This window comes from Pseudomonas syringae (assembly GCF_021606685.1).
In the GTDB taxonomy this organism is placed as follows: domain Bacteria; phylum Pseudomonadota; class Gammaproteobacteria; order Pseudomonadales; family Pseudomonadaceae; genus Aquipseudomonas; species Aquipseudomonas syringae_R.
This window is the reverse complement of the sequence record NZ_WKCB01000031.1, coordinates 25,676-48,618: the sequence shown is the minus strand read 5'-3', so window position 1 is coordinate 48,618 and position 22,943 is coordinate 25,676. Positions and strand designations below refer to the sequence as shown.

At 61.0% G+C, this 22,943-nt stretch carries 23 protein-coding genes; 11 read left to right on the top strand and 12 right to left on the bottom strand.

The annotated features are described in order from the left end of the window. The first annotated feature begins 166 nt into the window (after positions 1 to 166). Both GIW02_RS14060 and GIW02_RS14055 read left to right on the top strand, forming a co-directional pair. Positions 167 to 415, top strand: coding sequence for a DUF1652 domain-containing protein (locus GIW02_RS14060; RefSeq protein ID WP_236413060.1), 249 nt, complete (start codon positions 167 to 169; stop codon positions 413 to 415). Positions 416 to 665: 250 nt separating this feature from the next. Further along, a complete protein-coding gene (locus tag GIW02_RS14055; RefSeq protein ID WP_236413058.1) occupies positions 666 to 1,313 on the top strand; it encodes a hypothetical protein in 648 nt (215 codons plus the stop codon). A gap of 5 nt (positions 1,314 to 1,318) precedes the next feature. On the opposite strand, the gene GIW02_RS14050 is transcribed toward GIW02_RS14055, so the two are convergent. Then, positions 1,319 to 1,681 (bottom strand): NUDIX domain-containing protein, encoded by a 363-nt coding sequence (locus GIW02_RS14050; RefSeq protein ID WP_236413056.1) that lies wholly within the window; start codon positions 1,679 to 1,681, stop codon positions 1,319 to 1,321. Positions 1,682 to 2,039: 358 nt separating this feature from the next. On the opposite strand from GIW02_RS14050, the gene GIW02_RS14045 reads away from it, so the two are divergent. Continuing rightward, on the top strand, positions 2,040 to 2,669 hold the full coding sequence (locus tag GIW02_RS14045; RefSeq protein WP_236413047.1) for a ribonuclease T2: 630 nt from the start codon (positions 2,040 to 2,042) through the stop codon (positions 2,667 to 2,669). A 202-nt stretch (positions 2,670 to 2,871) separates the two neighbouring features. Here the strand turns inward: GIW02_RS14045 and GIW02_RS14040 are convergent, their stop codons facing one another. Continuing rightward, entirely contained in the window at positions 2,872 to 3,714 is an 843-nt protein-coding gene (locus tag GIW02_RS14040; RefSeq protein WP_236413046.1) for an alpha/beta fold hydrolase, read from the bottom strand. A gap of 161 nt (positions 3,715 to 3,875) precedes the next feature. Here GIW02_RS14040 and GIW02_RS14035 point away from each other — a divergent pair, with 161 nt between their 5' ends. Further along, positions 3,876 to 4,463: a LysE family translocator gene (locus GIW02_RS14035; protein ID WP_236413044.1), complete on the top strand. Its 588-nt coding sequence runs from the start codon at positions 3,876 to 3,878 to the stop codon at positions 4,461 to 4,463. Here GIW02_RS14035 and GIW02_RS14030 read toward each other — a convergent pair. The 8 genes from GIW02_RS14030 to gloB all read right to left on the bottom strand — a co-directional run bounded on the left by GIW02_RS14030 (position 4,405) and on the right by gloB (position 15,311). Further along, positions 4,405 to 5,298 carry an AraC family transcriptional regulator gene (locus tag GIW02_RS14030; RefSeq protein WP_236413042.1) on the bottom strand — a complete coding sequence of 298 codons (894 nt, stop codon included), beginning with the start codon at positions 5,296 to 5,298 and terminating at the stop codon, positions 4,405 to 4,407. The two genes, GIW02_RS14035 and GIW02_RS14030, sit on opposite strands and share 59 nt — an antisense overlap. Before the next feature lie 169 nt (positions 5,299 to 5,467). Next, a complete protein-coding gene (locus GIW02_RS14025) occupies positions 5,468 to 7,069 on the bottom strand; it encodes an ABC transporter ATP-binding protein (protein ID WP_236413040.1) in 1,602 nt (533 codons plus the stop codon). Between the two features lies 1 nt (position 7,070). Further along, complete coding sequence (locus tag GIW02_RS14020; protein WP_236413038.1) at positions 7,071 to 8,090, bottom strand: ABC transporter permease; 1,020 nt, start codon at positions 8,088 to 8,090, stop codon at positions 7,071 to 7,073. Position 8,091: 1 nt separating this feature from the next. Next, positions 8,092 to 9,165, bottom strand: coding sequence for a microcin C ABC transporter permease YejB (locus GIW02_RS14015; RefSeq protein WP_236413036.1), 1,074 nt, complete (start codon positions 9,163 to 9,165; stop codon positions 8,092 to 8,094). Next, the gene (locus tag GIW02_RS14010) at positions 9,166 to 10,998 is read right to left on the bottom strand and encodes an extracellular solute-binding protein (protein WP_236413034.1); all 1,833 of its coding nucleotides are present in this window, start codon (positions 10,996 to 10,998) and stop codon (positions 9,166 to 9,168) included. It lies immediately after the preceding gene. Next, the gene (locus GIW02_RS14005; protein ID WP_236413033.1) at positions 10,995 to 12,824 is read right to left on the bottom strand and encodes an extracellular solute-binding protein; all 1,830 of its coding nucleotides are present in this window, start codon (positions 12,822 to 12,824) and stop codon (positions 10,995 to 10,997) included. The genes GIW02_RS14010 and GIW02_RS14005 overlap by 4 nt, the downstream gene beginning before the upstream one ends. Positions 12,825 to 13,035: 211 nt before the next feature. Beyond that, the gene (locus GIW02_RS14000; protein ID WP_236413030.1) at positions 13,036 to 14,445 is read right to left on the bottom strand and encodes a lytic transglycosylase domain-containing protein; all 1,410 of its coding nucleotides are present in this window, start codon (positions 14,443 to 14,445) and stop codon (positions 13,036 to 13,038) included. A gap of 98 nt (positions 14,446 to 14,543) precedes the next feature. Beyond that, positions 14,544 to 15,311, bottom strand: coding sequence for a hydroxyacylglutathione hydrolase (gene gloB / locus GIW02_RS13995; protein WP_236413028.1), 768 nt, complete (start codon positions 15,309 to 15,311; stop codon positions 14,544 to 14,546). 65 nt (positions 15,312 to 15,376) lie between these two features. Between gloB and GIW02_RS13990 the strand changes: the two genes are divergently transcribed. From GIW02_RS13990 to GIW02_RS13970, 5 genes are all read left to right on the top strand, one after another. Next, positions 15,377 to 16,135 (top strand): methyltransferase domain-containing protein, encoded by a 759-nt coding sequence (locus tag GIW02_RS13990; RefSeq protein WP_236413020.1) that lies wholly within the window; start codon positions 15,377 to 15,379, stop codon positions 16,133 to 16,135. Between the two features lie 46 nt (positions 16,136 to 16,181). Next, complete coding sequence (gene rnhA, locus GIW02_RS13985) at positions 16,182 to 16,634, top strand: ribonuclease HI (protein WP_003173571.1); 453 nt, start codon at positions 16,182 to 16,184, stop codon at positions 16,632 to 16,634. 70 nt (positions 16,635 to 16,704) lie between these two features. Next, positions 16,705 to 17,445: a DNA polymerase III subunit epsilon gene (dnaQ, locus tag GIW02_RS13980; RefSeq protein WP_236413073.1), complete on the top strand. Its 741-nt coding sequence runs from the start codon at positions 16,705 to 16,707 to the stop codon at positions 17,443 to 17,445. Positions 17,446 to 17,647: 202 nt separating this feature from the next. Beyond that, positions 17,648 to 19,903, top strand: a complete 2,256-nt coding sequence (locus GIW02_RS13975; RefSeq protein ID WP_236413018.1) for an Orn/Lys/Arg family decarboxylase — start codon at positions 17,648 to 17,650, stop codon at positions 19,901 to 19,903. A 20-nt stretch (positions 19,904 to 19,923) separates the two neighbouring features. Then, positions 19,924 to 20,493, top strand: a complete 570-nt coding sequence (locus tag GIW02_RS13970; protein WP_236413016.1) for a GNAT family N-acetyltransferase — start codon at positions 19,924 to 19,926, stop codon at positions 20,491 to 20,493. Here the strand turns inward: GIW02_RS13970 and GIW02_RS13965 are convergent. Further along, a complete protein-coding gene (locus tag GIW02_RS13965) occupies positions 20,490 to 21,383 on the bottom strand; it encodes a LysR substrate-binding domain-containing protein (RefSeq protein WP_236413014.1) in 894 nt (297 codons plus the stop codon). The two genes, GIW02_RS13970 and GIW02_RS13965, sit on opposite strands and share 4 nt — an antisense overlap. Positions 21,384 to 21,492: 109 nt before the next feature. Here GIW02_RS13965 and GIW02_RS13960 point away from each other — a divergent pair, with 109 nt between their 5' ends. Then, positions 21,493 to 21,837, top strand: coding sequence for a hypothetical protein (locus GIW02_RS13960; RefSeq protein ID WP_236413012.1), 345 nt, complete (start codon positions 21,493 to 21,495; stop codon positions 21,835 to 21,837). 61 nt (positions 21,838 to 21,898) lie between these two features. Here GIW02_RS13960 and GIW02_RS13955 read toward each other — a convergent pair whose 3' ends face one another. Beyond that, the gene (locus GIW02_RS13955) at positions 21,899 to 22,135 is read right to left on the bottom strand and encodes a hypothetical protein (RefSeq protein ID WP_185708994.1); all 237 of its coding nucleotides are present in this window, start codon (positions 22,133 to 22,135) and stop codon (positions 21,899 to 21,901) included. 226 nt (positions 22,136 to 22,361) lie between these two features. On the opposite strand from GIW02_RS13955, the gene GIW02_RS13950 reads away from it, so the two are divergent. Continuing rightward, on the top strand, positions 22,362 to 22,919 hold the full coding sequence (locus GIW02_RS13950) for an NAD(P)H-dependent oxidoreductase (RefSeq protein ID WP_236414147.1): 558 nt from the start codon (positions 22,362 to 22,364) through the stop codon (positions 22,917 to 22,919). Positions 22,920 to 22,943 lie beyond the last annotated feature (24 nt).

The window sequence follows — 22,943 nt, the reverse complement described above, 5'->3', positions numbered from 1 at the left end:
GACGAGAGGTCGGCAGTTGGGTTTTCTGGCGTCAGCGAGTCGGCGGTTTTACGCTTAAATGCGCTGTGGTTGGCACATCTGGAAGAATACTTCGATACGGCGCAAAACCTCATCTACTCTGTGTGCATCACAACGTCCGGGTGCAGCCCAGGGCAGGGGGCTGAGCATGATTTCTATCGTCGAATTCAACCGCATCATGGCGTCGGGCTTCCTGCCCCTTGCGTGTGATTGCACTGTGAACAGTGACGGCTCGCTGCGTATCCGTGTGTTTGAGCCGGTGTCTGGTCGTGTCGACCTGCTGCTGACCTGCGTGTCTCCCGAAGGTTTGGACAGCATCCGTTCCATCGCAAACCTGATCGGCGAACTGCGCACCGAGATCAAGGCCGGGCGCCGTGGGTTTGCGGCGGTGGGCTAGCCGCTGACGGCGTGGGTGGCTATGTCGAGCGTGCCGTAATAGCGCCAGCAGCAATGGCGCTGTGCAGCACTACCACCCCGCGTCAAGAGCGCTGATGCCATGTGTGCCCGTAGCGCACTGAGAGCTGTCCCGGATTAGGTCTGCGCGATTTACCGACTTTAGATCAGGGTGGTGGCAAAAGGCCCATTTTGCGTTGCTGGCCTATTGTTCACCTGCGTATGATCCAGCTTTTTTGCCCTGAGCCCCGCCCATGCCAGACGCTTTTATTCATTACAGCACCTCGAATGTCAGTGTGTTTACGCCGACCCCCCAGTGTGATGGTTACTTCCGAACTCGAACTCAGGGCTTTCTTTACGTGACCCCGTTCAGGTCAACAGTGGGCAGTTCCACGGTGCTGTCCAGACCGAAAAGTGCACTGTTGTTTGTCGATGACGCTGCTCGATGTTTTAAACGTCACCCCCGCTGGGACCTGTACTTCTTCAAGCGATTATTGGGCCAGTGGGTGAGTCGAAAGCGCTACCACGATTGGGGATGGAAGTTCGCAGATGTCACGCTGGACGGCGACGTGCTGGTGATTACGAAGATTTATCCCATCGCGATGACGGCCGGCTCCAGGCTTGATCGGGAAGGGGTGGACAGTGCGCAGACACGTTTGGCCCGTATGAAAAGGAATTGCTGGCTGGCCTTGGTGTGGTACATCGTGCCCTTTATATGCCTTTTTGCGCTGGCACTGATGATTCACCCGCTGAACGAATTTCTTATGAATAACACAGGGTTGATTGTGAAGGTGGCAGCGTGGGTGATCATTGCCGCGGTGCCTGTGGGCATGCTGCTCAAGTTTCTGACACGCAATGCGGCGCTTGAGAAAACCCTCGCCAAGTGGCTGCCACGACCCTGAGCGATCTACAGCCGACGTAGAAAGGATTTGACGATATGGCGGGTCGCGTCAGTGGTGTCCAACTCGTCCACGGCGCCAAAGGCGTACCACTGGCAATCGACGATCTCATTGCACGGCCGCGCTTGCGCGATATTGACCACCGAGGCCTCGAACACATGGTGCAGGGTGTCGCGGGCTTTGAGTTCCTGCAGGTAGAGCAACCCGTCCACGTTCAAACCGGTTTCTTCTTCCAGCTCGCGTTCGGCGGCGCCCACCGGGCGTTCGTCGCGCTCGACCTTGCCGCCCGGCAATGCCCATTTTGATCTGGCCTTGCGCACGAAGAGGATGTGCCCCTCGTGTTCGCAAATAACCGTTGCCCTGATTTTCATCGTCTGTGCCCCCGCAGCGGGATGAGTGTCATAAAAGTGTAATGCAATTGTCATGCTAAGGGGGTGTGGCGCGTCCAGGTGGGTCGGTGGATACTGCCCAACGGCTGAAAATGCATCAGAAAAACAGCGGGCTTGACGCGCCGTGTGCGTCTCACTGAGTTGAGCGTGGACCCGCTTTGTAGAAAGCGCCAGGTTCGTCCTGGTGGCTGTGAGAGGGCAGCGCGACGGCGGCGTGCGCGATTATGCGGCGCGCGCGGCTATTGCCCGCGCCCATCCCGCCGCCAGCGGCTGAACAACTATGTAGCCCCCATCACCCGGCGAGTCGCGATATACCTGGTTTTTTCCAAGGAGTAGACGAATGAAATACTGGATTTTGCTGTGGCTGGCACTGGCCACCAGCGCGATGGCTGCCCCCCGTAGCCAAGACACGCCTGGGGAGTTTGATTTTTATGTGCTGTCGCTGTCGTGGTCGCCGACGTTTTGCCTGACGCACCCGGGCAACGAACAGTGTTCGGGCAAAGGCTACGGTTTTGTGCTGCACGGCTTGTGGCCACAGTACGCGAAGGGCGGTTGGCCGGCATCGTGTGCGCCGCAGTCGCAGCTGAATGCGCAAGCGCTGGACAAAGGTGCGGCGTTGTTCCCGACGCGTTCGTTGCTCAAGCATGAATGGGCCAAGCACGGCACCTGCACAGGTCTCGAGCCGTTGGCCTACCTGGACAAAACCGATGCGGCGCTGGGCGCGGTGGTGATCCCCGCGCAACTGCAGCCGTTCAATACACCACCGTCGTTGCCCGCGCGTGAGATCGAGGCGTTGTTTCGTGAGAGCAACCCGCGCCTGGGCGACCATGGGCTGGCGGTGATCTGCAAGGGCAAGGTGCTGTCGGAAGTGCGCGTGTGCCTGACCAAGGACCTGGCGTTTGCCGGCTGCCCTCGCAGTGTGAAAACCCAGTGCCGCGACGGCGATATCCGCATCCCCTCCCAGCGCTAAGGCAGCATTGCCACGCGACAGCGCTGGTCAAAATCCTCGGCCAACTGTGCCAGGTTGACCTCGCCCAGGCGGTGCAACCTGCATCAGCCCATTTGCCGGGGATCCCACGGCGCGCATTTTTCATTGATCAACAGTCGAGGTCGACTACCGACCCGGCCAGGTGAAGGCGCCGGATCGTCAGTGGTAGGTGAGGTCACGCGGGTTATTTGCTGTCGAGGAAACCCAGCAGCGCAGCATTGAACAACGCCGGGTCTTGCAGGAAGGCGAAGTGGCTGGTGTTCGGCAGAATCAGCAGGCCGGCACCGGGAATCGTCGCGGCCATGTACTCGGTGTGCTCGCGCTTGATCGCTTCGTCATGGTCGCCATCGGCAATCAGGATCGGCGTCTTGATGCTCGCCAACTGGGCATCGGTCCAGTTCGGTTGGCTGGCCCACATATGGCTGATCTGCTCCACAAACGCGTTGTACTCTTTGGGCGTCGGCGACAACTTCGCGTACTCCTTGCCGGCGCGTTCGATATAGGCCGCGAAGGTCGGGTTTTTCTCCACGCCCTCTTTTACGCCGGCGGTCTGGGTGTTGGCGGCGAAGGCGAACACTTTGCCGATACGGTCCGGGTGTCGCAGGGCCAGGTCGATACCGATGATTGCGCCGTCGCTCCAGCCGACGATATCGGCGCGGGGGATTTTCAGGCTGTCGAGTACGGCCACCACGTCGTCGGCCATCAGGTCGTAGCCAAAGGGTTTTTCATCCCGCGAACTGCGCCCGTGGCCACGGCTGTCGAGGCTGATCACCGTGTGCTTGGCCGACAAGGCCTTGACCTGATTACCCCAGTAATCGGAGTTGGCCAAGCCGCCATGCAGCAGCACCACCGGCGAGCCGTGGCCGGTGCGCGTGTAGTAGATCTTGATGCCATTGACGGCGGCGTAGCCGGTGTTGGCAGCGGCCACGGGGGCGGGTGTCGGCGGCAGGGTTTCCCAGCGTTCGGCGGCCTGGGCCGCAGAGAAAGACAACAACAGGCAGGCAGCTGCCAGTAGACGACGTGACATGGCGATTCCTTTTTGCAGTGATCAATCCAACAGTTGGGCATCAACTCTAGCACCGGCCCCGACAGGGATTGTCGGCCCAGGGTGATTTTGTTCAATACCGTTTTGGATGGGTCTTATACCGTTGGGGCCTCTTCACGCCCCATCCTGAAAAGGGAACTGCAATGAGCATGATCATTTCCATGGCAGCCTTCGCCCTGGCCACGTCCATCACGCCGGGCCCGGTGAATGTGGTGGCCCTCAGTTCAGGTGCACGTTTTGGTTTTGTCGCCAGCCAAAAACACGTGTTCGGCGCCGCCGTCGGCTTCACCCTGCTGCTGGTGTTGATCGGCCTTGGCCTGCATGAGGTGCTGCTGCGCTGGCCGCTGTTGACCCAACTGATCCAGTGGGGCGGGGTGGCCTTTTTGCTGTACATGGCCTGGAAACTGGCGGTAGACGATGGCCGCTTGGACGCCGATGGCAGCGCCACCGCGCCGTCGATGCTCTATGGCGCGATCATGCAGTGGCTCAACCCCAAGGCCTGGCTGGCCTGCGTGGCGGGCATGGGGCTGTTCGTGGCGGACGGCGACGCCGGGCAGGTGTGGGTGTTTGCCGGGCTGTACCTGGTGATCTGCTACCTGTCGGTGGCGTGCTGGGCCTACGCCGGGACCTTCCTGCGCCGCTACCTGAGCAACCCCCGGGGTGTGCGCCGGTTCAACCGCTCAATGGCCGCGTTGCTGGTGGCCAGTGTGGGTTATTTGCTGATGGCTTGAGCACCTCGCGGTATTGCCCGGGCGTGGCGGCGAAATGTTGCTTGAAGGTGCGCTGGAAGTGCGCCTGGTCGGCAAAACCGGCGGCCAGGGCTACATCGGCGATCAGCTCACCCTTGCGCAGTTGGGTGCGGGCGAACTGGATGCGCTGGTTGATCAGGAAGGCATGGGGCGTCAACCCGTAATACTGCTTGAACGCACGGATCAGGTACGACGGCGACAGCTCGGCCGCCAGGCAAATATCCTCAAGCTTCAACGCCTGCGTGCAGTGTTCGCGGACGTACTCGGCGGCCCGTTCCAGCTTGTGGTTGACCTCACGCATCGGGGTCAGCGAGGGGTTCAGGCGCTGCTGCACCTCGGTGAAATAACTCACCAGCGCGCTTTGTTTTTGCAGCAGTTCGGCGTGTTCATCCAGGAGTATCCCGTACAACTCGATCAAGCCGTTGTACAGCACGGTGTCGCGCGTGTGCGGCGTGTTGAACGGGCGATAACCCAGGTCGGTACTGAAACCCAGTTGGTATTGCAGGTCAGTCAGCCAGGGCGTGTCGAGGTACAGCATGTGATAGGACCAGTGCTGGTCGTGGATCGGGTTGCAGGCGTGAACATCGCCCGGGTTCATCAACACCACGGTGCCGGCACTGATTTGGAAAGTCTCTGCGCCATAGTGGTAGTCGCTGCGCCCGGCGGTGATTGCACCGATCGAGAAATGCTCGTGGGCGTGCCGGGTGTAGGTGACCTTGCGCCCGTCTTCGATGGTCCGCGCTTCGATGAACGGCAAGCGCTCGTCGCGCCAGAAGCGCGGCGCCTGTGGAGGGTGAGCGGTGGTGTTCAGCGACATGGCGGCGGCTCCATTCCTTGGGAGATCGGGGTTTTGCTGTTGGGGGAGGACGGTCATGCTCAAGTGTGGGAGCGGGCTTGCTCGCGAATGCGGTGTGTCAGTGAATACCTCTATAACTGAACCGCCGCCTTCGCGAGCAAGCCCGCTCCCACATTTTGATCTGCATACATCAGGCAGGCACCAAGAAAGCAGCCTCCAGCAACTGGCGGGTGTAGGCATGCTGCGGGTCGGCAAAAATCGCCTTGGCATCGCCTTGTTCCACGACCTGGCCCTGCTTGACCACCATCAGCTGATGGCTCAGAGCCTTGACCACCGCCAGGTCATGGCTGATGAACAGGTAGGTCAGGTTGTACTTGGCCTGAAGGCTGCGCAGCAGTTCCACCACCTGGCGCTGCACTGTGCGGTCCAGCGCCGAGGTCGGTTCATCCAGCAGGATCAGGCGTGGCTTGAGCACCAGTGCGCGGGCGATGGCGATGCGTTGGCGCTGGCCGCCGGAAAACTCGTGGGGGTAGCGATGCCGCGACTGCGGGTCCAGGCCCACTTCCTTGAGCGCGGCGATAATCGCCGCTTCCTGCTCGGCCGGCGTGCCCATCTTGTGAATGCGCAGGCCTTCGCCGACGATTTCGCTGACGCACATGCGCGGGCTGAGGCTGCCGAACGGGTCCTGGAACACCACCTGCATTTCCCGGCGCAGCGGGCGCACCTGCTGTTGGGTCAGCTTGTCCAACTGCTGGCCTTCAAAGCGGATCCCGCCTTTGCTGGCGATCAGGCGCAAAATCGCCAGGCCCAGGGTGGATTTACCCGAGCCGCTTTCGCCGACGATGCCCAGGGTCTGCCCCTGGGGCAGGCTGAAATTGATGCCGTCCACCGCCTTCACGTAATCGACGGTGTTGCGCAAAAAGCCCTTCTTGATCGGGAACCACACCTTCAAGTCATCGACTTCCAGCAACGGTGGCCCCACCTCGTTGGTGGCCGGCCCGCCACTGGGTTCCGCCGCCAGCAGTTCCTGGGTGTAGGGGTGCTGGGGCGACTGGAACAGCGTTTCGCACTCGGCCTGCTCAACGATGCAACCCTGCTGCATCACGCATACCCGATGGGCGATACGCCGCACCAGGTTGAGGTCATGGCTGATCAGCAGCAGGGCCATGCCCAAGCGCGCCTGCAACGACTTGAGCAGCTCGAGAATTTTCAACTGCACGGTCACGTCGAGGGCCGTGGTCGGCTCATCGGCAATCAGCAGCTCCGGTTCGTTGGCCAGGGCCATGGCGATCATCACCCGCTGGCGCTGGCCGCCGGACAGCTCATGGGGGAGGGCCTTGAGGCGCTTGTGCGGTTCGGGAATGCCCACCAGTTCCAGCAATTCCAGGGTGCGCTGGGTGGCTACCTTGCCGGTGAGGCCCTTGTGCAGGCCAAGCACTTCGTTGATCTGTTTCTCGATGTTGTGCAGCGGGTTCAAGGAGGTCATCGGCTCCTGGAAGATCATCGCGATGCGGTTGCCGCGAATATGCCGCAGGGTTTTTTCCTTGAGCGTCAGCAGGTCTTGCCCGGCATACTCGATGGTGCCGCTCGGGTGCCGCGCCAGCGGGTAGGGCAGCAGGCGCAGGATCGAGTGGGCGGTCACCGATTTGCCGGAGCCGCTTTCGCCCACCAGCGCGATGGTTTCACCGCGCTTGATATCGAAGCTGATGTTATTCACCACACGGTGGTGCTGTTCGCCGGTGATAAACTCGACGCTGAGGTCGCGGATTTCGATCAGATTGTCCTGATACATCTCATTTCCTCGGGTCGAAGGCATCGCGAGCGGACTCGCCGATAAACACCAGCAAACTCAACATGATCGCCAGCACGGCAAAGGCACTGATGCCCAGCCACGGTGCTTGCAGGTTGGATTTGCCTTGGGCCACCAGTTCACCCAGCGACGGTGAGCCGGCAGGCAGGCCGAAGCCGAGGAAGTCCAGGGCGGTGAGGGTGCCGATGGCGCCGGTGAGGATAAACGGCATGAACGTCATGGTCGACACCATGGCGTTGGGCAGGATGTGGCGGAACATGATCGCGCCGTTCTGCATGCCCAGCGCGCGCGCGGCACGCACGTATTCCAGGTTGCGCCCGCGCAGGAACTCGGCGCGCACCACGTCCACCAGGCTCATCCACGAGAACAACAGCATGATCCCCAGCAGCCACCAGAAGTTGGGCTGCACGAAGCTGGCGAGGATGATCAGCAGGTACAGCACCGGCAACCCCGACCAGATCTCCAGGAAGCGCTGCCCGGCCAGGTCGACCCAGCCGCCATAAAAGCCCTGCAAGGCGCCGGCGATCACGCCGATGATCGAGCTGAGCACGGTCAGGGTCAGGGCAAACAAGACCGACACGCGAAAGCCGTAGATGACCCGGGCGAGCACATCACGGCCCTGGTCGTCGGTGCCCAGCAGGTTGACGCCGGACGGCGGCGCGGGGGCAGGCACTTTCAGGTCGTAGTTGATGCTCTGGTAGCTGAACGGGATCGGCGCCCACAGCGTCCAGGCGTCCTTGGCCTTGAGCAGCTCCTGGATATACGGGCTCTTGTAGTTGGCCTCCAGCGGGAATTCGCCGCCGAACGTGGTTTCCGGGTAGCGCTTGAGCGCGGGGAAATACCAGTCGCCGTCAAAGTGCACGGCCAACGGCTTGTCGTTGGCGATCAACTCCGCGCCCAGGCTCAGCCCGAACAGGATCAAAAACAGCCACAGCGACCACCAGCCACGCTTGTTGGCCTTGAAACGTTCGAACCGACGGCGATTGAGGGGGGACAGGTTCATCTCAATGCTCCCGGCTGGCGAAGTCGATACGTGGGTCGACCAGGGTGTAGGTGAGGTCGCCGATCAGCTTCACGATCAGCCCCAGCAGGGTGAAGATGAACAACGTACCGAACACCACCGGGTAGTCGCGGTTGATCGCTGCTTCAAAGCTCATCAGGCCCAGGCCGTCGAGGGAGAAGATCACCTCCACCAGCAACGAGCCGGTGAAGAAGATCCCGATGAACGCCGAGGGGAACCCGGCAATCACCAGCAGCATCGCGTTGCGGAACACGTGGCCGTAGAGCACGCGGTGGTTGGTCAGGCCCTTGGCCTTGGCGGTGACCACGTACTGCTTGTTGATTTCGTCCAGAAAGCTGTTTTTGGTCAGCAGGGTCATGGTCGCGAAGTTGCCGATCACCAGGGCGGTGATCGGTAGCGCCAGGTGCCAGAAGTAGTCGAGAATCTTGCCGCCCCAGCTCAGTTCGTCGAAGTTGTTGGAGGTCAGCCCGCGCAGGGGGAACCAGTCGAAATAACTGCCGCCGGCAAACACCACGATCAGCAGGATCGCAAACAGGAACGCCGGGATCGCATAGCCGACGATGATCGCCGAGCTGGTCCACACATCGAAATGGCTACCGTGCCGCGTGGCCTTCGCGATCCCCAGGGGGATCGACACCAGGTACATGATCAGCGTGCTCCATAACCCGAGGGAGATGGACACCGGCATCTTTTCCTTGATCAGGTCGATGACCTTGGCGTCGCGGAAGAAGCTGTCGCCAAAGTCCAGCCTGGCGTAGTTCTTGACCATGATCCACAAGCGTTCCGGCGCCGACTTGTCGAAGCCGTACATCTTTTCGATTTCCTTGATCAGCGCCGGGTCCAGGCCCTGGGCGCCACGGTAGCTGGAACCGGCCACCGAGACTTCGGCACCGCCACCGGCGATGCGGCTGGTGGCACCGTCAAAGCCTTCGAGCTTGGCGATCATCTGTTCCACCGGGCCACCGGGGGCGGCCTGGATAATCACGAAGTTGATCAACAAAATCCCGAACAGCGTGGGGATGATCAGCAACAGGCGGCGAGCAATATAGGCCAGCATTCAATCGCCTCCACTCGCCGGTTCGGCGTTGGTGTTCAGGGGGATGGCAGGTTTGGCGTTGGGCTTGACCCACCAGGTGGCGGTGCCCACGTCGTAGCGCGGCGGGGTTTTCGGGTGGCCGAGGTGGTCCCAGTACGCCACGCGGTACGTCTTGATGTGCCAGTTGGGGATTACGTAGTAGCCAAATTGCAATACGCGGTCCAGCGCCTTGGCATGTGCGACCAGGCTTTTGCGCGAGTCGGCGTCGATCAACTCTTCCACCAACTGGTCGACCGCTGGGTCCTTGAGCCCCATGTAGTTGCGGCTGCCGGGCTTGTCGGCGCTGGAGGACTTCCAGAATTCGCGCTGTTCGTTACCCGGCGAGGTGGATTGCGGGAAACTGCCCACCACCATGTCGAAGTCCCGCGAGCGCACACGGTTGATGTACTGCGAGACATCGACGCGACGGATGATCAGGTCGATGCCCAGGTCCGACAGGTTGCGTTTGAAGGGCAACAGTACGCGTTCGAACTCGGTCTGGGCCAGCAGGAACTCGATGGTCACCGGTTTGCCGGTGGTGTCGACCATCTTGTCGTCGACAATCCGCCAGCCGGCCTCTTGCAGCAGTTGGTAAGCCTCGCGCTGCTGGGCGCGGATCATGCCGCTGCCGTCGGTCCTGGCCGGTGCGAAGGCGTCGGTGAAGACTTCGGCCGGGATCTTGTCGCGCAGCGGTTCGAGGATCTTGAGTTCCTCTGGCCCGGGCAGGCCGGTGGCGGCCATTTCCGAGTTTTCGAAGTAGCTGCGGCTGCGCGTGTAGGCGCCGTTGAACAGCTGTTTGTTGCTCCATTCAAAATCCAGCAGCAGGCTGATGGCCTTGCGCACGCGCACGTCCTGAAACATTGGCTTGCGCGTATTGAACACAAACCCTTGCATGCCGGTGGGGTTGCCGTTGGGGATTTCTTCCTTGATCAACCGCCCCTCGGCGACGGCCGGGGTGTTGTAGGCGTTGGCCCAGTTCTTTGCGCTCATCTCTTGCCAGTAGTCGAACTGCCCGGCCTTGAGGGCTTCCAGGGCGACGGTGTTGTCGCGGTAATAGTCGGTTACGCGGTAATCGAAGTTGTAGAAACCCTTGGCAACCGGCAGGTCCTTGGCCCAGTAATCCTTGACCCGCTCGTAGCGGATTATGCGCCCGGCCTTGACCTCGACGACCTTGTAGGGCCCGCTGCCCAGCGGCACTTCCAGGTTGCCCTTGGCGAAGTCGCGGGTGGCCCACCAATGCTTGGGCAATACCGGCAGTTGCCCGAGGATCAGCGGCAATTCGCGGTTATTGGTGCGTTTGAATTTGAACAGGACGCGCAGCGGGTCTTCGGCGACCACTTCATCGACGTCGGCGTAGTAGGTCCGGTAGATCGGCGAGCCTTCCTTCATCAGTTCCTGGAAGGTAAACACCACGTCTTCGGCGCGGATCGGGTGGCCGTCATGGAAGCGTGCCTCCGGGCGCAGGTAGAAACGCACCCAGCTGTTGTCCGGGGCTTTTTCGATCTTGCCGGCGACCAGGCCATATTCGGTGATCGGTTCATCCAGGCTTTGCATCGCCAGGGTGTCGTAGATCAGGTTGATATTGTCCGCCGGCACACCCTTGCTGATAAACGGGTTGAGGCTGTCGAAGCCGCCCATGCTCGACTCGCGGAAGGTGCCGCCCTTGGGCGCATCCGGGTTGACGTAGTCGAAGTGCTTGAAGTCGGCGGGGTATTTGGGCGGTTCGTTATACAGCGTCAAGGCGTGTTGTGGCGCGGCGTGGGCCGCGGTGCACAACAACAGGCTGGCGATCAATGCAGTGCGCACACACATCATTGGGCTTTCTCCGAAGCTTTCAGCCACCACGCGCTCAGGCCCAGGCTGTAGGGCGGCGTAGTGACAAAGGCGAACCGGTTGCGGTACGCCAAGCGATGATAGTTGAGGTACCAGTTGGGAATGCTGTAGTGCTGCCACAGCAGCACCCGGTCCAGGGCGCGGCCGGCGGCCAGTTGTTCTTCGCGGGTCTGCGCCGCGAGCAGTTGTTCCAGCAGGTGATCGACGATAGGGTTGTTGATGCCTGCGTAGTTCTTGCTGCCCTTGATCGCGGCCTGGCTGGAGTGGAAGTACTGCCACTGCTCAAGGCCGGGGCTCAAGGTCTGGTTGAGGGTGATCAGGATCATGTCGAAGTCGAACTGATCCAGGCGCTGCTTATATTGCGCGCGGTCCACGGTGCGCAGGCGTGCGTCGATACCGATACTGATCAGGTTCTCGACATAAGGCTGCAGGATGCGCTCCAGGTTCGGGTTGACCAGCAGGATCTCGAAGCGCAGCGGTTGCCCGTCCTGGTTCAGCAGGCGTTGGCCCGAGAGCTTCCAGCCGGCCTCGCCCAGCAGGGCCAGGGCGCGGCGCATCGTGTCGCGGGGGATGCCGCGCCCGTCGGTCTGCGGCAGGCTGAAGGCTTGGGTATACAGGTTGGCGGGCAGTTGCTCGCGATAGGGCGAGAGCATCAGCCATTCGCGGCCGGTTGGAACGCCGGTCGCGGAAAATTCGCTGTTGGGGTAATAGCTCAGCGTGCGCTTATAGGCGCTGCTGAACAGGGTGCGGTTGGTCCACTCGAAGTCGAACATCATCCCCAGGGCTTCACGCACCTTGGTCTGGCTGAAGGTCGGCCGCCGGGTGTTCATGAACAGGCCCTGGCTCTGGGTTGGGATCTGGTGGGCGATCTGTGCCTTGATCACATCGCCACGGTTGACCGCCGGGAAGTTGTAGCCGTTGGCCCAGTTCTTGGCCTGGTGCTCGATGTAGATATCGAACTCACCGGCCTTGAAGGCTTCGAAGGCCACGTCGCTGTCGCGGTAGAACTCCACTTCAACCTTGTCGTAGTTGTAGAACCCGCGATTGACCGGCAGGTCCTTGCCCCAGTAGTCCTTGACCCGTTCGAACACCAGTTGCCGCCCTGGCGTGACCTTGCTGATCCGGTAAGGCCCGCTGCCCAGTGGCGGTTCGAAGGTGGTGGCCTTGAAGTCGCGGCCCTTCCAGTAATGCTGGGGCAGCACCGGCAGCTCGCCCAGGCGCAAGATCAGCAGCGGGTTGCCAGCACGCTTGAACACAAAGCGGATGCGATGACGGTTGAGGATATCCACCCGCGCCACTTCCTGCAGGTTGGTGCGGTACTGGGGGTGGCCTTCGGTCAACAGGGTGCGATAGGAAAACGCCACGTCATAGGCGGTGATCGGCTTGCCATCGTGAAAGCGCGCTTGCGGGCGCAGGTTGAACACCACCCAACTGCGGTCCTCGCTGTACTCCACGGACTCGGCAATCAAGCCATAGCTGGACGTCGGCTCATCGCCGGACGGCGCGTACTGGCCGGTGCCGACCATCAGCGGCTCGTTCAGCTCGTTGACGCCGTATTGCAGGAAATTGGGCGTGGAAACCGGGCTTGAGCCCTTGAAGGTGTAGGGGTTGAGCGTGTCGAACGTGCCAAATGCCATGACCCGCAGTGTCCCGCCTTTCGGCGCTGCAGGGTTTACCCAATCAAAATGGGTGAAGGTGGCCGGGTATTTGAGCCTGCCGAACTGCGTGTAACCGTGGCTTTCGGTAATCGTCGCGTTCGCACCAAAGCTCAAGGCCAGACTTATTAGTAGAAGGAGGGGACGCTTCAAATCAGGAATCCGATCCAGGCAGCTTGGGCTTTATGGTCGGTACAGTAACAGCTTGTTCCGGTTGGAAAAAGCCGGTTGGAACCACCACAGATCCAATGTAGGAGGGGGCTTGCCCCCGATAGCGGTGTATCAGCCAATGAATCGGGTGGCTGGCAGATTGCTATCGGGGGCAAGCCCCCTCCTACATTAGCTTTGCGGTGTGCTTCAAACCTTAGCGCGGCCCGGAAACCACCAGCATTTGCCCCGGCTTCAACGCCTGGCCAGTGCGCGGGTTCCAGCGCTTGAGATGTTGCATCTCGACGTTGAAGCGCTTGGCGACGATGTACAGCGAGTCGCCTTTCTTGACCTTGTATTGCACCGGCTTTTTGCTGGTCGCGACGGCGCGGCGGGTGTCCTGCATCACCAGGGTCTGGCCGACCTTGAGGGCCTGGCCGTTGAGTTTGTTCCAGCGCTGCAGGTCATGCACGTCGACCTTGTTCGCCTTGGCGATCAAGGTCAGGTTGTCGCCGCTGCGTACCTTGTAGCTGCGGCTGCGCCCGGCCACCCGTGCGGTCTCGACCTCGTCGAACACCTGTTTTTTAGGGCGCATGGCCAGTAACTCTTCCGGCTTCATCGCCGAAAGACTGCTGGTGAGCAGTTGCGCCTTGGAGCTTGGCACGAGCAAATGCTGCGGGCCGTCCAGCGTGGTGCGTTGCTTGAGCGCCGGGTTGAGCTGGAACAGTTCGTCTTCGTCGATCTCGGCCAGCGCAGCGACCCGTGACAGGTCCATGCTCTGCTTGACCTCAACCACTTCGAAATACGGAGTGTTGGCGATCGGGTTCAGGTTCACGCCATAGGCTTCTGGGGCCAGCACCACTTGGGACAGCGCCAGGAACTTGGGCACGTAGTCCTTGGTTTCCTGGGGCAGGGGCAGGTTCCAGTAGTCGGTGGGCAGGCCGAGCTTTTCGTTGCGCTCGATGGCGCGGCTGACCGTGCCTTCACCGGCATTGTAGGCAGCCAGCGCCAGCAGCCAGTCGCCATTGAACATATCGTGCAGACGGGTCAGATAGTCCAGGGCGGCGGTGGTGGAGGCGGTGATGTCGCGGCGGCCGTCGTAGGCGCGGGTCTGGCGCAGGTTGAAGTAGCGCCCGGTGGAGGGGATGAACTGCCACAGACCGACTGCATCGCTGCGCGAATAGGCCATCGGGTTGTAGGCACTTTCGATCACTGGCAGCAGCGCCAGCTCCAGGGGCATGTTGCGTTCTTCAAGGCGTTCGACGATGTAATGAATGTAGAGGCTGCCGCGTTCTCCGGCGTTCTCCAGGAAGGACGGGTTGCTGGCGAACCACAGGCGCTGTTGCTCGATGCGCGGGTTGACGCCTACGCCGTCCTGCAATTGAAAGCCCCGTCGCATGCGCTCCCAAACGTCCTGGGGGGCTTCGGGAGCTGGCTTTTCCGACAGCCAGATGACGGGTTTCTGTTTGATCTTGGCGCTGAGGTTAGGCTTGGGTTGCACGGTGGATTGTGCGGTGAAATTGCTTGATTGGCAGCCCGCCAGCGTGGCGGACACAGCCACCGCCACAGCTTGAGCCAGGCGGGTCAATGCGTCTGAATGGTTGGATTTACGAATAGATGACGACATTGGCTGGAAGTAAGTTCCGGGCAAAAATGTCGGGCGATTCTAGAAACCCGTTTGGTTCCGGTCAACCATTCAGAAAATACGTATCAGATTGCGTCCTCTTAGAACTTATCTTTCCATGCCCTCAAGCTAGCAAACACCTCGGCCCCAGAGCGGTTATCGCGGCCATTCCGTTCGTCCGCTTTTTGTTTAACGGATGTTTCAGAGGTGCGTAAAAAAGGGTTAGTACGTTTTTCCAGGGCCAGGTTGGAGGGCAATGTCATCTCGCCGCGCGCCCGTAGTTGGCGCACATGCTCCACCCGTTCGGCGATATCGGCATTGTCCGGTTCCACCGCCTGGGCAAACTTGAGGTTACTTTGTGTGTACTCGTGAGTGCAGTACACCTGCGTTTCGGCGGGCAGGGCGGCCAGGCGCTCCAGCGAGGTGTGCATCTGCTGCGGAGTGCCTTCGAACAGGCGCCCGCAGCCGGCGGCGAACAGCGTGTCGCCACACAGCAGCACGCCCTGGTGATAAAAGGCGATATGGCCCAAGGTGTGGCCGGGCACGGCGTAGACGTCGAAGTCCCAGCCCAGCACGCTGATGCGGTCGTTGTCCTGCAGGGCCACGTCCCGCGCCGGGATCTGTTCATTTGCCGGGCCGTAGACCTTGGCGCCGGTCACGCGTTTGAGTTGCTCGACACCGCCGACATGGTCGTGATGATGGTGGGTGACCAGGATGTCGCTGAGGGCCCACTGCGGGTTCTGCGTGAGCCAGGCCAGTACCGGCGCGGCATCGCCAGGGTCGACCACGGCGCAGCGTTGGGTGTGCGGGTCTTGTAACAACCAGATGTAGTTATCGGTGAAGGCGGGCAGGGCACTGATCTGTATCATTCTTCGATTCGCCAAGCTGAACACATTGGTGCATCTTAGAACGTCTAGGCGAGTTGGAGAATGCAATGACTGATAAAGCGTTCGCCCAGGCCGATCCTGAATGGCTGGCCCTGATCAGCGCGGCACGCGATTGGCTGTCCGGGCCGATCGGGCAATTTTTGCTGGATGAAGAACGGCGCATGCTCGAAGACGAGCTGGGGCGGTTCTTCGGTGGCTACCTGGTGCATTACGGCCCGTCGGCCCAGACCCCGCCATCGGCGCCGCAGGTGCAACGCAATGTGCGCCTGGGCGCGCCGTTGCCGGGGGTGGAAATTGTGTGTGAAGAACAGGCATGGCCGCTGAGCGAGCACGCCGCCGATGTGGTGGTGTTGCAGCATGGCCTGGATTTCTGCCTGTCACCCCACGGTTTACTGCGCGAAGCGGCGAGCAGTGTGCGCCCCGGTGGGCATTTGCTGATTATCGGCATCAACCCATGGAGCAGCTGGGGCCTGCGCCATGTGTTCGCCCACGACGGCCTGCGCCAGGCGCGCTGCATCTCGCCGTCGCGGGTGGGTGACTGGCTGAACCTGCTGGGCTTCGCGCTGGAGAAACGCCGCTTCGGGTGCTATCGTCCGCCGCTTGCCTCGACCAAGTGGCAAGGCCGCCTGGCCGGCTGGGAACGCCGTGCGGGTGCCTGGCAGCTGTCGGGTGGCGGCTTCTATTTATTGGTGGCGCGCAAGATCGTGGTCGGGCTGCGGCCGGTGCGCCAGGTTCAACGCCAGCCCATGGGCAAGCTGGTGCCGATGCCGATGGCCAAGGTCAATCGCAAGCAAAGCGAACCATAGATGCTCTTTTTGATTTCACCCCCCGCCGTTTTGATGGATGCAACAGATGACTGATAGCGTAGAACTCTTCACCGATGGCGCCTGCAAGGGCAACCCTGGCCCGGGTGGCTGGGGCGCATTGCTGGTGTGCAAGGGCGTGGAGAAGGAGTTGTGGGGCGGCGAAGCCAATACCACCAACAACCGCATGGAGCTGATGGGCGCCATTCGCGGCCTGGAAGAACTCAAGCGCCGCTGCAACGTGTTGCTGGTGACCGACTCGCAATACGTGATGAAAGGCATCAACGAGTGGATGGTCAACTGGAAGAAGCGCGGTTGGAAGACCGCCGCCAAAGAACCGGTCAAGAATGCCGACCTGTGGCAACTGCTCGATGAACAGTGCAATCGCCATGACATCACCTGGAAGTGGGTGCGCGGTCATATCGGCCATCCGGGTAACGAACGCGCCGACCAGTTGGCCAACCGTGGCGTGGACGAAGTGCGCGGCTACAAGCAGAGCTGATGGCGACTCACGTGTTAACATCGCGCCCTTTGGCATACACCACACCGTTGAGAGCTGAACCCTGATGGCCATCCGATCTGTTGTACTCGATACCGAAACCACCGGCATGCCGGTGACCGACGGCCACCGGATCATTGAAATCGGCTGTGTCGAACTGCTGGGTCGGCGCCTCACCGGGCGTCACTTCCACGTCTACCTGCAACCGGATCGTGACAGTGATGAAGGCGCGATCGGCGTGCACGGCATCACCGACGAATTCCTCAAGGGCAAGCCGCGTTTCGCCGAGGTGGCCGACGAGTTCTTCGAATTCATCAACGGCGCCCAGCTGATCATCCATAACGCGGCGTTCGACGTCGGCTTCATCAATAACGAATTTGCCCTGATGGGGCAGACGGATCGCGCGGATATTTCCCAGCACTGCTCGATCCTCGACACGTTGATGATGGCTCGGGAGCGTCACCCCGGTCAGCGCAACAGCCTCGATGCATTGTGCAAACGCTACGGCGTCGACAACTCCGGCCGTGAGCTTCACGGCGCCTTGCTCGACTCCGAGATTCTGGCTGACGTCTACCTGACCATGACCGGCGGGCAGACCAGCTTGTCTCTGGCGGGCAACGCTACCGATGGCAGTGGCTCGGCGGAAGGTTCGGGCAACCGCCCTTCGGAAATTCGCCGTTTGCCCGCAGACCGCAAACCGACCACGATCATTCGCGCCAGCGAGCAGGACCTGGCTGAGCATGCGGCGCGGCTTGAAGCGATTGCCAAGTCGGCCGGTGCGCCGGCGTTGTGGACCCAACTGACCCCGCAATAATCCCTGACTGGATACGGTCAAAAATGTGGGAGGGGGCTTGCTTCCGACAGCGGTGGGTCAGCAGCACATAAGTGGCTGACACACTGCCATCGGGAGCAAGCCCCCTCCCACAGTTGATCTTCAGCGTCGGCAAAATCTTCATTCGCCACATCCGCTCCCAGCTTCTACCCTGAGTGCATAGCCCTCAGGACTACACGCACTCATGTACAAAGACCTCAAGTTCCCCGTGCTGATCGTGCACCGCGACATCAAGGCCGACACCGTTGCTGGTGATCGGGTTCGAGGCATCGCCCGGGAGCTGGAACAAGAGGGCTTCAGTATATTTTCCGCAGTGGACTACGCCGAGGGCCGGTTGGTGGCGGCTACCCATCACGGCCTGGCGTGCATGCTGATCGCCGCCGAAGGCGCCGGCGAGAATACCCATCTGCTGCAAAACATGGTCGAGTTGATCCGCCTGGCACGGGTGCGCGCGCCGAACCTGCCGATCTTTGCCTTGGGCGAGCAAGTCACCCTGGAAAATGCCCCGGCTGATGCCATGAGTGAACTCAACCAACTGCGCGGCATCCTTTACCTGTTCGAAGACACGGTGCCGTTTCTGGCGCGCCAAGTGGCGCGTGCGGCGCGCAGTTACCTGGATGGCCTGTTGCCGCCTTTTTTCAAAGCCCTGGTGCAACACACGGCCGACTCCAATTATTCCTGGCACACCCCCGGCCACGGCGGCGGGGTGGCGTACCGCAAAAGCCCGGTAGGGCAGGCGTTTCATCAATTCTTCGGGGAAAATACCCTGCGCTCGGACTTGTCGGTGTCGGTGCCCGAACTGGGCTCATTGCTCGATCACACGGGGCCCTTGGCTGAGGCCGAGGCCCGCGCCGCGCGCAATTTTGGCGCCGACCATACGTTCTTCGTGATCAATGGCACCTCGACCGCCAACAAGATTGTCTGGCACGCCATGGTCGGGCGCGATGACCTGGTGCTGGTGGACCGCAACTGCCACAAGTCAGTGTTGCATTCGATCATCATGACCGGCGCCATCCCGCTCTACCTGTGCCCAGAGCGCAACGAGCTGGGCATCATCGGCCCGATCCCGCTGAGCGAATTCAGCCCCGAGTCGATCCGCGCCAAGATCGACGCCAACCCGCTGACCCGTGGCCGCCCGCCCAAGGTCAAGCTGGCGGTGGTCACCAACTCCACCTATGACGGCCTGTGTTACAACGCCGAGTTGATCAAGCAGCAGTTGGGCAACAGTGTCGAGGTGTTGCACTTTGACGAAGCCTGGTATGCCTATGCGGCGTTCCATGAGTTCTTTGCCGGGCGCTATGGCATGGGTACTTCGCGCACCCCGGACAGCCCGCTGGTGTTCACCACCCATTCCACCCACAAGCTGCTGGCCGCGTTCAGCCAGGCCTCGATGATTCATGTGCAGGACGGCGGTGCCCGGCAACTGGACCGTGATCGTTTCAACGAAGCGTTCATGATGCATATCTCCACGTCGCCGCAATACAGCATCATCGCGTCCCTGGACGTGGCCTCGGCCATGATGGAGGGCCCGGCGGGGCGTTCGCTGTTGCAGGAAATGTTCGATGAAGCCCTGAGTTTTCGCCGTGCCCTGGCCAACCTGCGCCAGCATATCGCCGCCGAAGACTGGTGGTTTTCCATCTGGCAACCGCCCTCGGTGGCCGGTATCGAGCGGGTCGCCACGGCGGATTGGCTGCTGCAGCCGCAGGATGACTGGCACGGCTTTGGTGACGTGGCCGAAGACTACGTGCTGCTCGACCCGATCAAGGTGACCTTGGTCATGCCCGGCCTGAGTGCCGGCGGCGCCTTGAGCGACTGTGGGATTCCCGCTGCGGTGGTCAGCAAGTTCCTCTGGGAGCGTGGGCTGGTGGTGGAAAAAACCGGCCTGTATTCCTTCCTTGTGCTGTTTTCCATGGGCATCACCAAAGGCAAGTGGAGTACCTTGCTCACCGAGTTGCTCGAGTTCAAGCGCAATTACGACGCCAATGCCAGCCTCGCCAGTTGTTTGCCATCGGTGTTCGCGCAGGGCCCACTGCGTTATCAAGGCCTGGGTTTGCGCGACCTGTGCGATCAGTTGCATAGCTGTTACCGTAGCAACGCAACTGCCAAGCACCTCAAGCGGATGTACACGGTGTTGCCGGAAAGTGCGATGAAACCAGCTGACGCCTACGACCAACTGGTCCGGGGCGAGGTCGAGGCGGTGTCCATCGACGCCTTGCCAGGGCGCATCGCCGCGGTGATGCTGGTGCCTTATCCGCCCGGGATTCCGCTGATCATGCCCGGCGAGCGTTTTACCGAGTCGACGCGATCGATCATTGACTACCTGGCTTTTGCCCGGACGTTCGATAGCAGTTTCCCCGGTTTTGTCGCGGATGTTCATGGGTTGCAACACGAAGATGACGGCAAGGGTCGTTGTTACACCGTCGATTGCATCAAGGGTTAAGAATGTTTATGCACGCTGTAATGAACCCTAAGTATCCAGGGCTCAGTGTTCGGGTCGCCGACGAGGGCTTTGATGCTTACGTGTGGGGCAACGACTTCAGCTTTGAGGTCAGCGCCTACGGTGAGCCACAGATGGGCAAGCGGGTCGATCAATGGTCGGTGGAGCGTATCCTGCCTTACCGCAAGTGCTACGGCATCGACCCCGAAGAGTTCGCCAGTTTCCGCGATGCGCCGGACAGTGCGATCTTCATGGCCTATCTGGATGATCGTGCGGTAGGGCATATCGTGGTCAGCACCAATTGGAACGGCTTTGCTCACGTCGACGAACTGGCCGTGGCGTTGCCGGCCCGCCGACACGGAGTGGCCAAGGCGCTGTTGGACGTGGCGCAGTTCTGGAGCCGCAAGAAAAACCTGCCGGGCATGATGCTCGAAACCCAGAACAACAACCTCGGGGCCTGCCGTTTGTACGAGCGTTGCGGTTACGTGATGGGCGGCATTGACCACCTGCGCTATCGCGGCATTGACCCGCAAACCCGCGAAGTGGCGATTTTCTGGTATCGGCTATTCAAGACCGAGGTCCAACAGCCTTAGCTCGCCAGCAGGCCTTGCGCCTTCTGGGCAACGATCTCCAGCAGCGTATTCAGCGCCGGTGAGGCCACGGCCTCGCCGAGGGTCAGCGCGTACAGGCTGACCATGATCGGCGGTGACACCGGGCACGCGTCCAGCCCGGCCTCACGCGCGCCGAACGCGGTGAACGGGTCGACAATCGCCAGGCCTTCTCCGGCTTCCACCATGCTGCGCATCATCTGGTAGGTCTGCACCCGCGTCTGCACCACTGGCAGCGGGCGCAAGGCTTGCAGCTTGGCGTCCAGTTGGCGGCTGAGCGGGTCGTGCCCTTCGAGGCCGATCATCGATTGGCCGGCAAGGTCCTGCAGCGCAATGTACTTCTGCTTGGGTTTGAGCCAGCCATGGGGTGCCAGTAGTTGCAGTTTGCCCTGGGCCAGTACGCTGCTGTGGATTTGCGGATGTTCCGGGTCATGCAGGCTCAGGCCCACATCGGCTTCGTGCAGCAGCAGGCTCCTGACGATGTCCCGGGTTGGCTGGCTGGAAAGGTTGCACGGCGTGTCCTGAAAACGTCGGCGCAGCAGCGCGATGCTCTGTGGCAACAATTGGTTGGCCAGGGGCGGCGTGCACAGGGCGCGCAGGGGCGGGGCGTGATGGTGTTTGAGGCGGCTGGCCAGGCGCTGCACCGGTTCCAGCGCTTCGTACACTTGGGCAATGTGCGCTTGCAACTCCAGCGTTTCGCGGGTGGCTTGCAAGCGCCCGCGCACACTGGCGAACAGCATGAAGCCCAATTGCTGCTCGGCGTCCTTGAGCGCCGCGTCCACATCGCCCACGGGGAGTTGCAACCATTCGGCGGCCGTGCCGAGGTGTCCGGTCTGCAAGATGGCCTGAATCACTTCGATATGACGTAAACGCATCGCCGGAGTCTATGTGCAGCGCGCCGGGGATTCAATAGAATGGCTACGCTGATCATCAATGACCAAAGCCGGCTACCGGCGTTAACAACAAAAACAGGTCTGGTCTCATATGCCTCTACCCTTGCTCAAGCTCGGGGTAACGGTCAAGCAACTGCTGGTCCTGGTGACCGTCGGCTGCGTGGCTGCTTATCTGTTCGACACTCAACCCGAAACCATCCCGGAAAATCTCGCACTTGAAGCGTTCATCCGTTCCCAGGAACAGGTGGTCGAGCAGGTTGGTGCGGTACTGGAAGTGGCCCTGGTCAGGCAGGTAGTCGCGCATCCCGGCTACAACACAGCGGGGTATCGGCGTTCCATGTTCGCGGTGGAGGGCGAGCGGGGGAGGTTGATGGTGACCGTAAAGACGGTCGAGGGGGAGCAGGGTATCGAGGTGACGCAGATCAGTCGTCCGTGATCACCCCAGCCCAGTCAATGCCATCAATGGCCAGGACTGAGCCGGTGGATAGGGCGAGATCTTATGACGCGAGGATGGTTTGCGACTCGCGCACAAGGATGGTGCCCGATTGAATCAATTTGAATTCGTCACCTTCCAGCTTTTCTACACGGTCGCCAATGGCCAGCTTGTAGGTGGTGGTAGGTGCCGAGCCAGCCAGGTCGCCTTGCGCCGGGTTGGATTCCTGGAACTCATGCACCGAATACACACGTCCTTCTGCGTCTCTGGCATGAAACTGTCCGACTAGTACTGCTGCCATCTGTTTAGAACCTCTGGAGATAAACACTCGATTTGCGGTTCTGTAGACCGTCAGAGAGCGGGGTAGTTTACCTATGGAAAAAAATAAAATTCGCTGATGTTTTCAGATGCTTCCTACACGTCGAGGTGCAAGATAAGCGCCCGCGCGATTAACAAAACCTTCTGGTGATCACGCCGCGAAAACTCTATAACTACAAGCTCCTTTAGTCAGACGTCGAGAAACCCCAATGAGCAAGGTCTACACGATTGCCGTCCTGGTTGGCAGCTTGAGAAAAGACTCGATCAACCGCAAGGTCGCCCTGGCCCTGGCCGAACTGGCACCCGCCAACCTCAGGTTGAACATTGTGGAAATTGGCGACCTGCCGCTCTACAACGAAGACATAGACGGTGCGACACCGCCGGCAGCGTACAGTACTTTCCGTCAGCAGGTGGGTTCATCCGACGCGGTGCTGTTCGTGACCCCCGAATACAACCGCTCCGTACCCGCCCCGCTGAAGAATGCCATCGACGTAGGGTCCCGCCCGTATGGGCAGAGTTCGTGGAGCGGCAAGCCGGGGGCGATCATCAGTGTGTCACCGGGCGCCATTGGCGGTTTTGGTGCCAACCACCATCTGCGCCAGTCCCTCGTGTTCCTCGATGTGCCCTGCATGCAGCAGCCGGAAGCTTATCTGGGTGGGGCAGGCAGTGTGTTTGACGAGGCCGGCAAATTGTCGGAAAAGACCAAGCCGTTCCTGCAGGCGTTTATTGATGCCTACGGCAAGTGGGTAGAAAAACAGCACGGCTGATAGCGCAGCCTTCACGCACGTAGC

What these genes read in the sequence shown, in the direction of transcription:
- GIW02_RS14060 (WP_236413060.1), top strand. Translation starts at nt 167, where the DNA reads ATGATTTCTATCGTCGAATTCAACCGCATCATGGCGTCGGGCTTCCTG.
- GIW02_RS14055 (WP_236413058.1), top strand. Translation starts at nt 666, where the DNA reads ATGCCAGACGCTTTTATTCATTACAGCACCTCGAATGTCAGTGTGTTT.
- GIW02_RS14050 (WP_236413056.1), bottom strand. Translation starts at nt 1,681, where the DNA reads ATGAAAATCAGGGCAACGGTTATTTGCGAACACGAGGGGCACATCCTC.
- GIW02_RS14045 (WP_236413047.1), top strand. Translation starts at nt 2,040, where the DNA reads ATGAAATACTGGATTTTGCTGTGGCTGGCACTGGCCACCAGCGCGATG.
- GIW02_RS14040 (WP_236413046.1), bottom strand. Translation starts at nt 3,714, where the DNA reads ATGTCACGTCGTCTACTGGCAGCTGCCTGCCTGTTGTTGTCTTTCTCT.
- GIW02_RS14035 (WP_236413044.1), top strand. Translation starts at nt 3,876, where the DNA reads ATGAGCATGATCATTTCCATGGCAGCCTTCGCCCTGGCCACGTCCATC.
- GIW02_RS14030 (WP_236413042.1), bottom strand. Translation starts at nt 5,298, where the DNA reads ATGTCGCTGAACACCACCGCTCACCCTCCACAGGCGCCGCGCTTCTGG.
- GIW02_RS14025 (WP_236413040.1), bottom strand. Translation starts at nt 7,069, where the DNA reads ATGTATCAGGACAATCTGATCGAAATCCGCGACCTCAGCGTCGAGTTT.
- GIW02_RS14020 (WP_236413038.1), bottom strand. Translation starts at nt 8,090, where the DNA reads ATGAACCTGTCCCCCCTCAATCGCCGTCGGTTCGAACGTTTCAAGGCC.
- GIW02_RS14015 (WP_236413036.1), bottom strand. Translation starts at nt 9,165, where the DNA reads ATGCTGGCCTATATTGCTCGCCGCCTGTTGCTGATCATCCCCACGCTG.
- GIW02_RS14010 (WP_236413034.1), bottom strand. Translation starts at nt 10,998, where the DNA reads ATGATGTGTGTGCGCACTGCATTGATCGCCAGCCTGTTGTTGTGCACC.
- GIW02_RS14000 (WP_236413030.1), bottom strand. Translation starts at nt 14,445, where the DNA reads ATGTCGTCATCTATTCGTAAATCCAACCATTCAGACGCATTGACCCGC.
- gloB (WP_236413028.1), bottom strand. Translation starts at nt 15,311, where the DNA reads ATGATACAGATCAGTGCCCTGCCCGCCTTCACCGATAACTACATCTGG.
- GIW02_RS13990 (WP_236413020.1), top strand. Translation starts at nt 15,377, where the DNA reads ATGACTGATAAAGCGTTCGCCCAGGCCGATCCTGAATGGCTGGCCCTG.
- rnhA (WP_003173571.1), top strand. Translation starts at nt 16,182, where the DNA reads ATGACTGATAGCGTAGAACTCTTCACCGATGGCGCCTGCAAGGGCAAC.
- GIW02_RS13975 (WP_236413018.1), top strand. Translation starts at nt 17,648, where the DNA reads ATGTACAAAGACCTCAAGTTCCCCGTGCTGATCGTGCACCGCGACATC.
- GIW02_RS13970 (WP_236413016.1), top strand. Translation starts at nt 19,924, where the DNA reads ATGAACCCTAAGTATCCAGGGCTCAGTGTTCGGGTCGCCGACGAGGGC.
- GIW02_RS13965 (WP_236413014.1), bottom strand. Translation starts at nt 21,383, where the DNA reads ATGCGTTTACGTCATATCGAAGTGATTCAGGCCATCTTGCAGACCGGA.
- GIW02_RS13960 (WP_236413012.1), top strand. Translation starts at nt 21,493, where the DNA reads ATGCCTCTACCCTTGCTCAAGCTCGGGGTAACGGTCAAGCAACTGCTG.
- GIW02_RS13955 (WP_185708994.1), bottom strand. Translation starts at nt 22,135, where the DNA reads ATGGCAGCAGTACTAGTCGGACAGTTTCATGCCAGAGACGCAGAAGGA.
- GIW02_RS13950 (WP_236414147.1), top strand. Translation starts at nt 22,362, where the DNA reads ATGAGCAAGGTCTACACGATTGCCGTCCTGGTTGGCAGCTTGAGAAAA.